General features: G+C 63.7%; 12 protein-coding genes. 7 read left to right on the top strand and 5 right to left on the bottom strand.

Features of this window, described 5'->3' with window-relative positions:
- The first annotated feature begins 2 nt into the window (after positions 1-2).
- The 5 genes from KSS97_RS17305 to KSS97_RS17285 all read left to right on the top strand — a co-directional run bounded on the left by KSS97_RS17305 (position 3) and on the right by KSS97_RS17285 (position 5,109).
- Positions 3-1,067, top strand: coding sequence for a branched-chain amino acid ABC transporter permease (locus KSS97_RS17305; protein ID WP_030141731.1), 1,065 nt, complete (start codon positions 3-5; stop codon positions 1,065-1,067).
- Between the two features lie 87 nt (positions 1,068-1,154).
- Entirely contained in the window at positions 1,155-2,489 is a 1,335-nt protein-coding gene (locus tag KSS97_RS17300; RefSeq protein ID WP_217859739.1) for an ABC transporter substrate-binding protein, read from the top strand.
- A gap of 52 nt (positions 2,490-2,541) precedes the next feature.
- Positions 2,542-3,318, top strand: a complete 777-nt coding sequence (locus KSS97_RS17295; RefSeq protein WP_217859738.1) for an ABC transporter ATP-binding protein — start codon at positions 2,542-2,544, stop codon at positions 3,316-3,318.
- A 161-nt stretch (positions 3,319-3,479) separates the two neighbouring features.
- Positions 3,480-4,712 (top strand): SfnB family sulfur acquisition oxidoreductase, encoded by a 1,233-nt coding sequence (locus KSS97_RS17290; RefSeq protein ID WP_217859737.1) that lies wholly within the window; start codon positions 3,480-3,482, stop codon positions 4,710-4,712.
- Positions 4,713-4,722: 10 nt separating this feature from the next.
- Entirely contained in the window at positions 4,723-5,109 is a 387-nt protein-coding gene (locus KSS97_RS17285; protein WP_217859736.1) for a hypothetical protein, read from the top strand.
- Positions 5,110-5,164: 55 nt separating this feature from the next.
- Here the strand turns inward: KSS97_RS17285 and glcF are convergent, their stop codons facing one another.
- Genes glcF through glcD form a run of 3 tightly spaced genes read right to left on the bottom strand, consistent with a single transcriptional unit; the run spans position 5,165 to position 8,949 of the window.
- Positions 5,165-6,382 carry a glycolate oxidase subunit GlcF gene (gene glcF, locus KSS97_RS17280; protein ID WP_217859735.1) on the bottom strand — a complete coding sequence of 406 codons (1,218 nt, stop codon included), beginning with the start codon at positions 6,380-6,382 and terminating at the stop codon, positions 5,165-5,167.
- A gap of 3 nt (positions 6,383-6,385) precedes the next feature.
- Positions 6,386-7,450, bottom strand: a complete 1,065-nt coding sequence (glcE, locus tag KSS97_RS17275) for a glycolate oxidase subunit GlcE (RefSeq protein WP_030141727.1) — start codon at positions 7,448-7,450, stop codon at positions 6,386-6,388.
- Positions 7,450-8,949, bottom strand: a complete 1,500-nt coding sequence (glcD, locus tag KSS97_RS17270) for a glycolate oxidase subunit GlcD (protein WP_217859734.1) — start codon at positions 8,947-8,949, stop codon at positions 7,450-7,452. The genes glcE and glcD overlap by 1 nt, the downstream gene beginning before the upstream one ends.
- A gap of 233 nt (positions 8,950-9,182) precedes the next feature.
- Here glcD and glcC point away from each other — a divergent pair, with 233 nt between their 5' ends.
- The gene (glcC, locus tag KSS97_RS17265) at positions 9,183-9,950 is read left to right on the top strand and encodes a transcriptional regulator GlcC (RefSeq protein ID WP_198795814.1); all 768 of its coding nucleotides are present in this window, start codon (positions 9,183-9,185) and stop codon (positions 9,948-9,950) included.
- Positions 9,951-10,593: 643 nt separating this feature from the next.
- On the opposite strand, the gene KSS97_RS17260 is transcribed toward glcC, so the two are convergent.
- The gene (locus tag KSS97_RS17260) at positions 10,594-11,001 is read right to left on the bottom strand and encodes an ACT domain-containing protein (protein ID WP_217859733.1); all 408 of its coding nucleotides are present in this window, start codon (positions 10,999-11,001) and stop codon (positions 10,594-10,596) included.
- A 70-nt stretch (positions 11,002-11,071) separates the two neighbouring features.
- Positions 11,072-11,968: an alpha/beta fold hydrolase gene (locus KSS97_RS17255; protein WP_217859732.1), complete on the bottom strand. Its 897-nt coding sequence runs from the start codon at positions 11,966-11,968 to the stop codon at positions 11,072-11,074.
- Between the two features lie 290 nt (positions 11,969-12,258).
- Between KSS97_RS17255 and KSS97_RS17250 the strand changes: the two genes are divergently transcribed.
- Positions 12,259-14,436 carry a PQQ-dependent dehydrogenase, methanol/ethanol family gene (locus KSS97_RS17250; RefSeq protein ID WP_217859731.1) on the top strand — a complete coding sequence of 726 codons (2,178 nt, stop codon included), beginning with the start codon at positions 12,259-12,261 and terminating at the stop codon, positions 14,434-14,436.
- The last annotated feature ends 25 nt before the right edge of the window (positions 14,437-14,461 follow it).

Here is a 14,461-nt window from a genome sequence, read left to right as displayed (position 1 = left end):
CCATGACCGCTACTGTTCCGCGCCTCACTGCCAGCTTCGACGACGCGCCCCTGACCCTGGTGCGTCGCCGTTGGCGGCCGGGCCTGTTGTTGCTGTTGTTGGTGGCGTTTGTCGGGTTGCCGTGGCTGGGCAACGACTATTGGCTCAACGCGATCCTGATTCCCTTTCTGGTGCTGTCGCTGGCGGGCCTGGGGCTGAACCTGTTGACGGGCTATACCGGCCAGACCTCGGTCGGCGCCGCCGGCTTCATGGCCGTGGGGGCGTTTGCCACCTACGGCCTGCTGCTGCGCGTACCTGGCCTGCCGCTGCCACTGGCGCTGCTGGGCGGTGGGGTGATTGCCGGGGTGGTCGGGCTGCTGTTCGGCATTCCCAGCTCAAGGATCAAGGGCTTTTACCTGATGGTCACCACGCTGGCCTCACAGTTTTTTCTGGAGTGGGTGTTCGCCAAGTTCCCGTGGTTCTACAACTACGCTTCGTCCGGCACCATCAGCGCGCCGCGCCTGGAACTGTTCGGCCATAACCTGGCGACGCCGGTCGGCCGCTACCTGTTGACCCTCAGTTGCGTGGTGCTGTTGACCTGGGTGGCGGTCAACCTGGTGCGCAGCCAGGTCGGACGCAACTGGATGGCGATCCGCGACATGGACACCGCTGCCGCCGTGATCGGGATTGCCGTGGAGCGCGACAAGCGCATGGCCTTCGCCGTCAGTTCGTTCTACCTGGGAATCGCCGGGGCGCTCTGGGCATTCGCTTACCTGGGAACAGCCAGCGCGGGCAGCTTCGACATCAACCGTTCGTTCCAGATTCTGTTCATCATCATTATCGGCGGCATGGGCAGCATTGCCGGCAGCTTCATCGGCGCGGCCTTCATCAGCCTCGTGCCGATCCTGCTCAGCCATGCCGGGCAATGGCTGTTCAACGGCAACGTCGACGCCGGGCAATTGCAGAACCTGCAGAAGGTGCTCTTCGGCGCCTTGATCATCGGGTTCCTGATCAAGGAACCGGAGGGGCTGGCGCGCCTGCTCGGCGACCTGCGCGAACGCATCAGGGTCTGGCCGCTGCGGTTCTGAGCGCCGACCTACAACCCAACGAACCTTGACCCTACCGAGGGAAAGGAGGTTTCCAACACCGCACAAGACCACATCGAGAAGACAGACATGCATGCAACTTTCAAACGTAGCCTCGCCGCCATCGGCCTGGCATTGGGCGCCTGTGCAACGCTGGTACCGGCTGCCCAGGCGGCCAACGAACAGTTCTTCCCCCTGGCCACCTACCGGGTCGGCGCCTATGCCTCCAGCGGCATTCCGGTGTGGGCCGGAATGATTGACTACCTGCGCTACATCAACGAGGTGGAAGGCGGGATCAACGGCGTCAAACTGGTCTGGCAGGAGTGCGAGACCGAATGGACGGCGGAAAAGGGCATCGAGTGCTACGAGCGCTTCAAGAACGGCCTCAACGGCGCGCCAGTGGCGATCTACGCACCCAACGGCGCACCGGCGGCCTATGCCCTCGCGGACAAGGCCGAAGCCGACCGGATTCCGTTGATCACCCTCGGCTATGGCCGTACCGAGGCCACCGACGGCAGGGTATTCCCCTACAACTTCCCGGCCATGCTGACGTTCTACAGCGAGGCCTCGGCGTTCATCAATTACGTGGCTGAGCGCGAGGGTGGGCTGGACAAGCTCAAGGGCAAGAAGATCGCCACCGTCTACCACGACTCGGCCTACGGTCGAGAAACCCAGGGACCGCTGGCGCTGCTGGCGCAGAAGTATGGCTTCGAGAACATCCAGATCGCGGTGGCCGATCCGGGCAACGAACAGGCCGGGCAGTGGCGCCAGGTGCGGCAATTGAAGCCGGACTGGGTGTTCCTGCGGACCTGGGGCGTGTCCACGCCCGTGGCGATCAAGACTGCGGCGCGTTTCGGCTACCCGGTGGAGCGCATCGTCGGTGACATCTGGGCCAGTTCCAATGAGGACGTGCTGCCGGCCGGCGAGGCGGGCAAGGGGTACCTGGCGCTGACGCCTTATCCGGGCGGCGCCGACTTCGACATCCACCAACGCATCCGCCAGTACATCCTCGATACCGGCAAGAGCGACCTCAAGGACCCGAAGAGTTTTGGCAGCGTCTACTACAACTCCGGCTTGGTGAACGCCGCCATTGCCGTCGAGGCGATCCGCACCGGGCAGAAAAAATTCGGCAATCGTCCACTCAACGGTGAGGAGGGTCGCTGGGGCCTGGAGCACCTCGACCTCGGTGATGCCCGCCTCAAGGAGATTGGTTTCCTTGGGTTGATGCAGCCGCTGAAGTTGTCTTGCAGCGACCACGAAGGGGGCGGGGCCGCCAAGGTCCAGCAATGGGACGGCCAGCAATGGAAGCTGATCACCGACTGGGTCCAGGCCGACCGCGTGACGTTGCGCCCGTTGATCGATGCCAAGGCCGCCGAGTATGCGAAAGAGAAGGGCGTGTCCGCCCGCGATTGCGCGGCGCAATGACCCTGCACACGACACACAACCGGGCGCACCCGCGCCCGAGGAGGAAGCACCCATGACCATTGCGACCCTTGCCGGCACCGCAAGCAGTGAGCTATTGGCGGTACACGACATCGAAGTGATCTATGACGGCGCGATCCTTGCCGTGGCCGGAGTTTCCCTGCGGGTCGGGCAGGGCGACATCGTTGCGCTGCTGGGCGCCAACGGGGCCGGCAAGAGCACCACGCTCAAGGCCATTTCCGGGTTGGTCCAGGCTGACCGCGCGCACGTCAGCCGGGGCCGGATCACTTTCCAGGGGCAGGACACCGCCGGTGTTGCAGCCAATCTGCTGGCCCGCCAGGGCATCGTCCACGTGCTGGAGGGGCGTCATGTGTTCGCCCACCTGACCGTCGAGGACAACCTGCGCAGCGGCGGTTTCCTGCGCAAGCCGACGCGCCGACAGCTGGAGCAGGATCTGGAGCGCATCTACGCCTGGTTCCCACGCCTGAAGACCAAGCGCAAGACCCAGGCCGGGCTGACCTCAGGCGGCGAGCAGCAGATGCTCGCCATCGGCCGGGCATTGATGACCCGGCCTCGGCTGGTGTTGCTGGATGAACCTTCCATGGGGCTGGCGCCGATCCTTGTCGAGGAGATCTTTGCCATCGTCGCCCAGCTCAATGCCCAGGAAGGCATGAGCTTTCTGGTGGCCGAGCAGAACATCAATGTTGCGCTGCGCCATGCTACCTACGCCTACGTCCTGGAAAACGGTCGGGTGGTGGGTGAGGGCAGCGGTGCGGAGTTGGCGGCGCGGGAAGACATCCAGCAATTCTATCTGGGCGGCAAGGCCGGCTGACGGTCGAGTGTTCGGTGGGCAACAGTGAATCCGCAGTTTGCTGTTGCAGGGGCTTTTCCAGGCCTGCTGTCGGATCGCAATGCATTGAATACAAAGGGTTTAAAGGCTTGGTACGGAGTGTGCTCTGGCTTTGGGTGAACCCGTTACGCAAGGAGCAGCACATGAGCCATTCACCGACCGTTGACCCGTCCCAGCCGGCCCGTCCAGGCCCTCGGCGCCCGGCCCATATCATTCGCAGCGACGCCGAGGCCATCGAGGTGGCGCAGCGTGTGGCCGAGGATTTCGCCCGGGAGGCCGCCTTGCGCGATCGTGAGCGACGGCTGCCCTGGGATGAACTGGAACGCTTCTCCGAAAGCGGCCTGTGGGCGATCAGCGTGCCGAAGGCCTACGGTGGTGCCGGGGTGTCCTATGTCACCCTCAGCGAGGTGATCGCCATCATTTCCGCCGCCGATTCATCCCTCGGCCAGCTACCGCAAAACCATTTCGGCGTCCTCAGCAATCTCGGCTTGACCGGCAGCGAAGAGCAGAAGCGGCGCTACTACGCGAAGGTGCTTGAGGGGGATCGCTTCGGCAACGCCTTTTCCGAAGCGCGAAGCCAATACGTCACGACCTTCCAGACGCAGATCCGCTTCGATGGCGACACGGCAGTACTCGACGGCGAGAAGGCCTACTGCACCGGCGCATTGTTCGCCCATATCGTGCCGGTGGCCGGGGTTGACGAGGTGGGGCATGTGCACATCGCCCTGGTGCCGCGCGATGCTGCCGGGTTGACCGTCATCGACAGTTGGGACGGTTTCGGCCAGCGCATCACCGCCAGCGGCCAGGTGCGTATCGACGGCGTGCGAGTGCCTGCCATCGACGTGGTGCCGGCCTGGAAGGCCTATGACCAACCCACTTCCGACGGTCCGATTTCGCAGATTATCCAAGCCGCCGTGGACACCGGAATTGCCCGTGGCGCCTTCGCCGAGACCCTGCGCGTCGCCCGCCAGGCGCGCCCCTGGGTCGACAGCGGCCTGCAGCACGGTTGGCAAGACCCGCTGGGCCAAGCGTTGATCGGTGAACTGGCCTGGCGCCTGCAAGCGGCCGAGGCGATTTTGCAGCGTGCGGCCCGAGCCGTCGACCGTGCCGTCGCCGAACCCAGCGAGGAACGAGTCGCCGAGGCTTCCGTAATCGTTGGCCAGGCCAAGGTGCTCTCTACCGAGATCGCCTTGGAGGCGTCCAGCCGTTTGCTGGAGCTGGGCGGCACGCGCAGCGTCTCGGCCAGCCAGGGCCTGGACCGGTTCTGGCGCAACGCGCGGACCCACACCCTGCACGACCCGGTGCGCTGGAAATATCACTTGGTCGGCAACCAGCTTCTCAACGACATCAAGCCGCAACGTCATTCCTGGAATTGAGGTATCGAGCATGTCCTATTCACATTCCCAAGGTCGTAGCGACCTCGCCCATGCCCGCCACGTCGAGGCGGCTCTGCTTGACTACCTGCGCGGCCACAGCGCGCGACATGAAGCCCTGGTGGTCGCGGCAGTCGGCGACCTGCGCGTCCGCATCGACGCCGCCGATGCTTTGCTCGAACGCGCCGACACGTCCCAATCGACCGCCATCGCCTTTCGCCTGGCCGCTGCGGAGGCGGCGCGGGTGGCCGGTCATGCGTATTTCGAGTTGGCCGGGCGCAGCTTGCCGCGGCCACTGCCGGACGCCGCCGAGCCAGCGTTGCTGACCCAGCGCCGGTTGCTGGGCGACCATTACCTCAACGGCGCGGCGTTGGCGGATGGGGAGGGAGGGCAGGCGTGAGCGGGTTTTGCGGTTGCTCGCCTTTGTGCCGGGTTGAATGATCCAAGTCCGCCGCTCAAGGCAACGCCTCTTCAACCAGTTCGATCCAGTGCCGGACAGGGGTTCGGCCAGCGCCGTCGAGGTGGGATTGACAGCCGATATTGGCGGTGGCGATGACTTCCGGGTGTCCGCTTTCCAAGGCGTTGAGCTTGTTGTCACGCAGTTGCCGGGAGAGTTCGGGTTGGGTCAGCGAGTAGGTGCCCGCCGAGCCGCAGCACAGGTGGCTGTCGGGCACCGGCGTGAGGTTGAATCCAAGTTGTTCCAGGATCGTTTCGACTGCGCCCCCGAGTCTTTGTGCGTGCTGCAACGTGCAGGGGCAGTGGAAGGCCAGGCGCTGGTCGCTGCGCACGCCGAGCTGATCCAACGGTTCGTCGCGCAGTACTTCAACCAGGTCCTTGGCCAGGGCGCTCACTTTTGCGGCCTTGGCGGCATACGCCGGATCGCTGCTGAGCAGGTGCCCGTAGTCCTTGATGAAGGCGCCGCAACCGCTGGCGGTTTGCACGATGGCTTCGGCGCCGCTTTCAATGGCCGGCCACCACGCGTCGATGTTGCGCCGGGCACGATCGAGGCCGGCGGCCTGGGCGTCCAGGTGATAATCCACCGCCCCGCAACAACCGGCCTCACGAATCGCGGTGACGCTGATGCCCAATCGATCCAGTACCCGTGCGGCGGCTGCGTTGGTGTTGGGTGAGAGGCTTGGTTGCACGCAGCCTTCGAGCATGAGCACTTGCCGGTCATGGCGGGTGGTCGGTCGTGGCTTTGCTGGGTGCACGTTGCGGGGCAGCTTGGCTTTCAGCGTGTCTGGCAGCAACGCGCGGAAAACCTGGCCGCCGCTCACCAATCCTTTGAACAGCCTGGGGTTGGGCACCACGCTGCGCAACCCCTCGCGCAACAGGCGTTGGCCGAGCGGGCGCGGGACTGCCGCATCGACCACCGCCCGGCCAATGTCCAGCAAGTTGTGATAATCGACGCCGGAGGGGCAGGTGGTTTCGCAGTTGCGGCACGACAGGCAGCGATCCAGGTGTTCCTGGGTGGCGCGGGTCACTTCGTTGCCTTCGAGCACCTGCTTGATCAGGTAGATGCGCCCCCTCGGACCATCCAGTTCATCGCCCAGCAATTGATAGGTCGGGCAGGTGGCATTGCAGAAACCGCAGTGCACGCAACTGCGCAGGATGCGTTCGGCTTCTTCGGCGCGGGGCAATTGGCGGGCGTATTCGCTCAAGGTGGTCTGCATGGTTCAAAGCTCCGCGTACAGGCGGCCGGGGTTGAAGAGGCCCCGTGGATCGAGTTGCTGCTTCAGGTTCCGGTGATAGCGCATCAATGCGTCGGGCAGCGGTTGGAAAGGGCTGTCGGCCAATCCAGGGGTGTAGCAGGTCACATGCCCGCCGACTTGTTCGACGATCGAGCGGATGAAGGTCGCTTCGGCGTCGGATTTGAGCCAGCGCTGGGCGCCGCCCCAATCGATCAGTTGGACGCCGGGCAACGGCAAGCGAGGCGTGTTCGGCGGCAGGGAGAGGCGCCAGAGGGGCCGATCTTCATCGAAGAAGCTCAGCCGATGTTCGTTCAGGTCCTGCCAGTACGAAGCGTCCAGTCGCTCGCCGCCCAAACGGTCGTGGGCCGCGGCCACCGAGCCTTCGCCACCTTCAAGTCGCAGGTTCAGGCGCTGGCCATCGTGGCACGCGGCAGTGATCGGCAGCGGTTGCTGCCCCCATTCCGCCAGGCGCTGCAAGGCACGCTGGGCGTCCATCTCCAAGCTGATGCTCAAGGTCTGCCGTGGTTTTGGCAGGACCTTGAGGGACACTTCGGTCACCACGCCCAGCGAGCCGTAGCTGCCGGCCATCAAGCGCGACAGGTCGTAGCCGGCGACGTTTTTCATGACCTCGCCGCCGAAGCGCAAGTGCTTGCCGTGGCCAGTGATGACTCGTGTGCCGAGGATGAAATCGCGCACCGAGCCTGACCAGGGACGACGTGGCCCCGAGAGTCCGCAGGCAATCATGCCGCCCACCGTGGCGTTTTCACCGAAGGCGGGCGGTTCGCAAGGCAGCATCTGCTGCGCCGCGTCGAGCACTTCGAACAACTCCGTCAACGGCGTACCGCCACGAGCGGTGATCACCAGTTCAGTCGGGTCGTAGCTGACAATGCCGCGGTGCGAGCGCGTGTCGAGTACTTCGCCCGCCACGCTGCGCCCCAGGAACGCCTTGCTGTTGGAACCCTGGATACGCAGCGGCGTGGCGTTTTCCAGGGCCTGGTTGACCTGCTCCAGCAGCGCGGCGCTGTCGTCGAAATCGTGTTCGCTGCCCATCAGAAGCGCTCCAGTTCGGGGAAGGGCAGCTGACCCATGTGGACATGCATGGCGCCAAACTCGGCGCAGCGATGCAGCGTCGGAATATTCTTCCCTGGGTTGAGCAGCCCGCTCGGGTCGAACGCGGCCTTGACCGCATGGAACACGGTCAGCTCATCGCCGTTGAACTGCGCGCACATCTGGTTGATCTTCTCGCGGCCCACACCGTGCTCACCGGTAATGCTGCCGCCGACCTCCACGCACAATTCGAGGATCTTGCCGCCCAGGGCTTCGGCGCGATCGAGCTCGCCCGGTTGATTGGCATCGAACAGGATCAGCGGATGCATGTTGCCGTCGCCAGCGTGGAAAACGTTGGCGACCCGCAGGCCGTATTCCGCCGATAACGCCGCGATGGCTTGCAGCACGCCGGGCAATTCCCGACGCGGGATGGTCCCGTCCATGCAGTAATAATCCGGCGAAAGGCGGCCCACCGCAGGAAACGCGTTCTTGCGTCCGGCCCAGAAGCGCACGCGTTCGGCCTCATCGCAAGCCTGGCGCACGTCGGTGGCGCCGGCCTGTTGCAACACTTGGCGCACGCGGTCGCAGTCGTCGTGGACGTCGGCTTCCACGCCATCGAGTTCGCACAACAGAATCGCTTCGGCGTCCACCGGGTAGCCGGCGTGGATGAAGTCTTCGGCGGCGCGAATGGCCAGGTTGTCCATCATTTCCAGACCGCCCGGGATGATCCCGGCGGCAATGATGTCACCCACCGCCCGGCCAGCCTTTTCAACCGAATCGAAGGCCGCCAGCAGCACTTTGGCCGTTTGCGGCTTGGGCAACAGTTTGACCGTGACCTCGGTGATCACCCCGAGCATGCCTTCGGAACCGGTGAACAACGCCAACAGGTCGAACCCCGGTGAGTCGAGGGCCTGGGAACCCAGGGTAAGGTGTTCGCCATCGACGGTGAGGATGTCGACCTTGAGCAGGTTGTGCACGGTCAGCCCGTATTTGAGGCAATGCACGCCACCGGCGTTTTCCGCGACATTGCCGCCGATTGAACAGGCGATCTGCGAAGAGGGATCCGGCGCGTAGTACAAGCCGAACGGCGCGGCCGCCTGGGAAATCGCCAGGTTGCGCACGCCCGGCTGGACCCGGGCGGTGCGGGCGGCGGGGTCGATGTGAAGGATGTTGTTGAAGCGCGCCATCACCAGCAGCACGCCTTTCTCCAACGGCAGCGCACCGCCGGACAAACCGGTGCCCGCGCCACGGGCGACGACGGGCACCTGGCGCGCGTGGCAGAGGCGAAGCACGCCTTGGACTTCTTCGATGTGACGCGGCAGCACCACCAGCATGGGCGTGGTGCGGTAGGCGGAGAGCCCGTCGCATTCGTACGGTTTGAGCGCTTCGCGCTGATGGAGGATTTCCAGGTCGGGAAGCTGGGTTTGCAGGGCCTGGAGCAGTGCATTTTTGTCCACGTCAGGCAAGACGCCGTCGACGCGTTCATCGTAGAGAATGTTCATGGTTCGCAGGCGACCCTCAAGTTGTTTTTATTCGAGGTCTGTTCTGATACGGCTGACTTGCATCATTGGTCCGAGGCGTTCTACTGTCCATGTGTTGTTGGACTGGTCGAACCAGTTCTTCGACCCTGTTCTTTTTGGCTGTTTGAAAATTCAATGAAAAATCAGCGAGCTATCGCTGTGTTTGAAAACCTCTGGATCCGATGACAGAGCTGGTCATACCAGTTGGAGATTCGATGGAAAGCTTCGAGACGCGCCGTAACCCGCAAGTCGCCGACGTGGTCTGCGAGCGCATAGAACGCCTGATCGTCGATGGCGTGCTCAAGACCGGGCAGCTGTTGCCTTCGGAACGGCGACTGACGGAAAAGCTCGGTGTCTCCCGCACCGCGCTTCGCGAGGGACTGAAGCTGCTGCGCGCACGTGGGATCATCAAGACTGAACAGGGCAAGGGGTCATTCGTGGCCGACTTGTCGGGGCATGGCTTGGCGTCGCCGCTGATGCACCTGTTCAGCTCGCAGCCACGCACGCTCTATGATCTGTTCGAGGTCCGCAGCCTGCTCGAAGGCGAGTCCGCGCGCCTGGCGGCCCTGCGCGGGACCGAGGCTGATTTCGTACTGATTACCCGCAGCTACGAGGCTATGCTCGACGCCCATAGCCGTCCCTTGGAGGCCAGCGTCCATGCCCGGCTCGACCATGCGTTTCACCTGGCGATCTGCGAGGCCTCGCACAATCCGGTGCTGGTGCAGACCTTGCGTTCGCTGACGGACTTGCTGCTCAGCTCAGTGTTCGCCTCGGTCAACAACCTCTACCACCGTGAGCCGCAAAAGCGCCAGATCGACCGCCAACACGCCCGGCTCTACAACGCCGTGACCGGGCGGCTGCCGGAGCAGGCGCGCAAGGCGGCCATCGCCCACATCCAGAGCATCTGCGAGAACCTCAGGGAAATCGAAAACGAAGAGCAACGCCTGGTGCGCGCCACGTTGCGGCTGGAGGGGTGGGCGTAGAGGTCAACAGTTGGGCAGGTGCCGACCTGGTTTCGGCTGAACGCTATCCTCTGTGGGAGCGAGCCTGCTCGCGAAGACGGCGGCACATTCAACATAGATGCAAGCTGATCCACTGTTTTCGCGAGCGTGCTCGCTCCCAGAAGGGATGGGTGGTGGACGCTGATCTTGATAACGACCCAAAAACCCATGTGGGAGCGAGCTTGCTCGCGAAAGCGGCGGCACATTCAACATAGATGCAAGCTGATCCACTGTCTTCGCGAGCGGGCTCGCTCCCACGAGGGATGGGTGGTGGACACTGATCTCATAAACGACCCAAAGCCCCATGTGGGAGCGAGCCTGCTCGCGAAGGCGGCGGCACATTCAACATTGATGCAAGCTGATCCACTGTTTTCGCGAGCGTGCTCGCTCCCACAAGGGATGGGTGGTGGACGCTGATCTTGATAACGACCCAAAAACCCATGTGGGAGCGAGCTTGCTCGCGAAGGCGGAGTGTCAGTCAAAAAGATGTAGCTGACCGGACGCCTTCGCGGGCAAGCCCGCTCCCACAGTTGTTTTGGGGTGGTTCCAAGGTTTGCGTACGCCACGGCGATCGTTGTGGGAGCAACTGTCCTGGATGGTTTGTTCCGTCGACCGCAGTTTCGGCTCAGTCGCTGCCTCCAGACCGAGCAAGCGCCTCCAGAACCTCAATCGCCCGCTGCGCATCTTCCCGACCCACGAAGATGTGGTCGTGGTAGTAGGCGGCGATGACGTTGCAACTGATGCCCGCGTTGCCCAAGGCTGTTGCGAAGGCGGCGGTCAACCCGACGGCATCCAGGGCGGAGTGCACGGTCAAGGTGATCCAGGCGGCGACGTAGTCGAAGTGCAGGCCCAGGGCCTGGGCCCTGTTGCGCTCGATGATGACGGTCAGGCCTTCCTTTTCCCGGAAACTGCCCAGTATTTCCTCGCCTTTGACGAGGTCCATGTCGGCGACGCAGCAGAAGACATAGTCCCCGTCGTTGAGCGTCGGGCTCATTGCGCTGAGCAATTTCGCAATCGATTTTTCGCCAGCCATGTCGGTTCACCGTTCGATGGATAAGGGGGCATTGGCTGGCGAGTGTTGTCGAAACGGATACCGCCTGCAACTACCTGCCTCCCGGGACCGAAGGAAGCAGGAAACCAAGCACCTCGTCGATCAAAAGCCCTGGCACTTCCTCCGCGATGTAATGCCCCGACGGCAACGCTTTCCCTTGCACGTCGGTCGCGACTTTTTGCCATTCACCCAGCGGATCGAAGCAACGGCCCACGACGCCGTCCGCTCCCCACAACGCGAGCAACGGCGTTGAGAGCTTTCGCCCGGCTTGCCGGTCGCTCCGGTCGTGCTCCAGATCGATGCTGGCGCTTGCTCGGTAATCCTCACACAGGCCATGAGCGGTGCCAGGGAGTGCCAGGCAGCGCAAGTACTCGGCAAATGCGGCGTCGGTGAAAGGCGCCATGCCAGCGCTGCGGGTGCCCATGACGCTGCGCAGGTAAAGCTCCGGATCAGCCTCGATGAGCGTTTCGGGAAACGGAGCTGGCCGGATCAGGAAGAACCAGTGCCAATAGGCTCGGGCGAACGCTTCGTTGGTTTGCTCATACATTGCCAGGGTCGGCGCGATATCCAGTGTGATCAAACGCTTCACTGCGTCCGGGTGGTCCATGGCCATGCGATGGGCGACGCGTGCGCCTCGGTCATGCGCCAGCACGTCAAATTTCACGAATCCCAGCGCGCGCATGAGCTCGAGTCCGTCTTGGGCCATTTCTCGCTTGGAGTAGGCGAGGTGCTCGGCGTCGCCTGCCGGTTTGTCGCTGTCACCGTAGCCACGAAGGTCCGCCGCGACCACGGTGAAATGCTCCGCCAAGGGTTCGGCGATCTTGTGCCACATGACGTGAGTCTGGGGATGCCCGTGGAGCAGCAGCAGGCCTTGGCCGCTCCCACCTTTGCGGTAGCTGACGGTGATGCCATTGACTTGGCATCGGCCCGATTCAAATGAGGCGAACATCGCTTGGTTCTCCTGCTGATGGTTGCGCTCATTGTAGGGCGCGCGCTCGCGGGTGCTAAGGCCCGGCGTGTGACGGCTTTCTTCACGAATCGTGCGCAACCTGACTCACCTCTGGCACAGCTGTCGCGGCAAATGCGACAACTGTCGCACGGCTGCACGATCCGCGAAACGAGCCGAAGACCCCGTAAAACGGGGCTTGCAGAGCTTTTCCAAACGGTGGCATGGGGGTTGCTCCTCTCCTGGTGCGCAGCGCAATGGCTTCGCTACTAATAAGAACCAGGAGTCCTCCCATGACACAGATTGGCCTCGCCGTGCCTACTGCTTCTCGGAACGCGCCCCTTCGCGTTCCTCTCAAGACGCTATTTGTCGTGCTGGCGCTTACCTTCCATACCGTCCCGGGCTGGGCGCAGGACCTGCCGGCGAATGTCGACGGCAAGCGCATCATCGCCGCCGACCAGGAACCCGGTAACTGGATGAGTACCGGCCGCACCTACGACGAGCAACGCTACAGCCCGTTGAAGAAGATCAGCGACCAGAACGTCGGCCAGTTGGGGCTCGCCTGGAGCTACAAACTGGACCTGGATCGCGGTGTCGAGGCCACGCCCATCGTGGTCGACGGCGTGATGTATACGACCGGTCCGTTTTCGGTGGTCTACGCCCTGGATGCGCGCGACGGCAAGTTGATCTGGAAGTACGACCCCAAGTCCGACCGCAACCGCGCCGGCGAGGCTTGTTGCGACGCGGTCAACCGGGGCGTCGCGGTGTGGAAGGGCAAGGTTTACGTGGGTGTGCTCGATGGTCGTCTTGAAGCCATCGACGCCAAGACCGGCCAGCGCGCCTGGTCGGTGGACACCCGGGCCGATCATTCGCGCAGCTACACCATCACCGGGGCCCCGCGAGTGGTCAATGGCAAAGTCGTGATCGGCAACGGCGGCGCCGAGTTCGGCGTACGCGGTTATGTCACCGCCTACGACGCGGAGACCGGCAAGCAGGCCTGGCGCTTCTTCACGGTGCCGGGTGATCCCAAGTTGCCGCCGGAAGACAAGGCCATGGCCATCGCCGCCAAGACCTGGCACGGCGAGGCCTATGTGGCCCAGGGCGGTGGCGGCACGGCCTGGGATTCCTTTGCGTTCGACCCGGACTTGAACCTGCTCTACATCGGTGTGGGCAATGGTTCGTTATGGGACCCGAAATGGCGGAGCCAGGCCAAGGGCGACAACCTGTTCCTGTCGTCCATCGTCGCGGTCAACGCCGATACGGGCGAGTACGCCTGGCACTACCAGACCACGCCGGGGGACGCCTGGGACTACACCGCCACCCAGCACATGATCCTCGCGGAACTGCCGATCGATGGAAAGCCGCGCAAGGTGCTGATGCAGGCGCCGAAGAACGGTTTTTTCTACGTGATCGACCGCGCCACGGGTGAGCTGTTGTCGGCCAAGGGCATCGTGCCGCAGAGCTGGACCAAAGGCATGGACATGAAGACAGGCCGGCCCATCGTCGATGACGAGAATGCCGCGTACTGGAAGGATGGCAAGCGCAAGCTGGTCACGCCCGCGTTCTGGGGCGCCCACGACTGGCAGCCGATGTCCTACAACCCGAACACCGGCCTGGTGTATATCCCGGCGCACATCATGTCCGCCTACTACGAGCACATTCCCGAGGCGCCGAAGCGCAACCCGTTCAAGAGCATGTACCAACTGGGCCTGCGCACCGGGATGATGCCGGAGGACGCCGATGGGCTGTTGGAAATGGCCAAGGGCTGGTCGGGCAAGCTGATCGCCTGGGACCCGGTCAAGCAACAACCGGCCTGGGAAGTGCCCTATGTGACGATCTTCAACGGCGGCACCTTGAGCACCGCCGGCAACCTGGTGTTCGAGGGCAGCGCCGACGGCCGGGTGATCGCCTATGCCGCCGACAGCGGCAAGAAACTCTGGGAGCAGCCGGCGGCCAGCGGTGTGATGGCGGCGCCGATTACCTACAGCGTGGACGGTGAGCAGTACGTGACGTTCATGGCCGGATGGGGCGGCGCCTTCTCGACCTTTGCCGGTGCCTTGTCCTTGCGCGCCGGGGTCCGGCCGTTCTCCCAGGTGTTGACCTACAAGCTGGGCGGCACGGCGAAACTCAACGAGCCGGCACCGCTCGCCGACACCCCGAAACCGCCGCCCCTGACCGGCGACCTGGCCGCAGTGGACGCCGGCGCCAAGCTCTACGACGGCTATTGCTCCCAATGCCACGGCATTCATGCAGTCAGCGGCGGCGTGCTGCCGGACCTGCGCAAGCTGACGGCGGAAAAACACCAGATGTTCCTCGGCATTCTCTACGGCGGTCGAGTGCCGGATGGCATGCCGTCCTTCGCCGACGCCTTCACGCCGGAACAGGTGGAGCAGATCCATCAATACCTGATCAAGCGCGCCCACGACCTGCAGCAGGAAGGCGGGGTCTGGAAAACCTTCACCGCCAAATGAATGCACCTGCATCGTTCTGAAACTG

The organism is Pseudomonas alvandae, from assembly GCF_019141525.1.
Lineage (GTDB): Bacteria > Pseudomonadota > Gammaproteobacteria > Pseudomonadales > Pseudomonadaceae > Aquipseudomonas > Aquipseudomonas alvandae.
The sequence above is the reverse complement of the archived record's forward strand: the minus strand, read 5'-3'. Positions and strand labels throughout refer to the sequence as shown.

What these genes read in the sequence shown, in the direction of transcription:
- KSS97_RS17305 (WP_030141731.1), top strand. Translation starts at nt 3, where the DNA reads ATGACCGCTACTGTTCCGCGCCTCACTGCCAGCTTCGACGACGCGCCC.
- KSS97_RS17300 (WP_217859739.1), top strand. Translation starts at nt 1,155, where the DNA reads ATGCATGCAACTTTCAAACGTAGCCTCGCCGCCATCGGCCTGGCATTG.
- KSS97_RS17295 (WP_217859738.1), top strand. Translation starts at nt 2,542, where the DNA reads ATGACCATTGCGACCCTTGCCGGCACCGCAAGCAGTGAGCTATTGGCG.
- KSS97_RS17290 (WP_217859737.1), top strand. Translation starts at nt 3,480, where the DNA reads ATGAGCCATTCACCGACCGTTGACCCGTCCCAGCCGGCCCGTCCAGGC.
- KSS97_RS17285 (WP_217859736.1), top strand. Translation starts at nt 4,723, where the DNA reads ATGTCCTATTCACATTCCCAAGGTCGTAGCGACCTCGCCCATGCCCGC.
- glcF (WP_217859735.1), bottom strand. Translation starts at nt 6,382, where the DNA reads ATGCAGACCACCTTGAGCGAATACGCCCGCCAATTGCCCCGCGCCGAA.
- glcE (WP_030141727.1), bottom strand. Translation starts at nt 7,450, where the DNA reads ATGGGCAGCGAACACGATTTCGACGACAGCGCCGCGCTGCTGGAGCAG.
- glcD (WP_217859734.1), bottom strand. Translation starts at nt 8,949, where the DNA reads ATGAACATTCTCTACGATGAACGCGTCGACGGCGTCTTGCCTGACGTG.
- glcC (WP_198795814.1), top strand. Translation starts at nt 9,183, where the DNA reads ATGGAAAGCTTCGAGACGCGCCGTAACCCGCAAGTCGCCGACGTGGTC.
- KSS97_RS17260 (WP_217859733.1), bottom strand. Translation starts at nt 11,001, where the DNA reads ATGGCTGGCGAAAAATCGATTGCGAAATTGCTCAGCGCAATGAGCCCG.
- KSS97_RS17255 (WP_217859732.1), bottom strand. Translation starts at nt 11,968, where the DNA reads ATGTTCGCCTCATTTGAATCGGGCCGATGCCAAGTCAATGGCATCACC.
- KSS97_RS17250 (WP_217859731.1), top strand. Translation starts at nt 12,259, where the DNA reads ATGACACAGATTGGCCTCGCCGTGCCTACTGCTTCTCGGAACGCGCCC.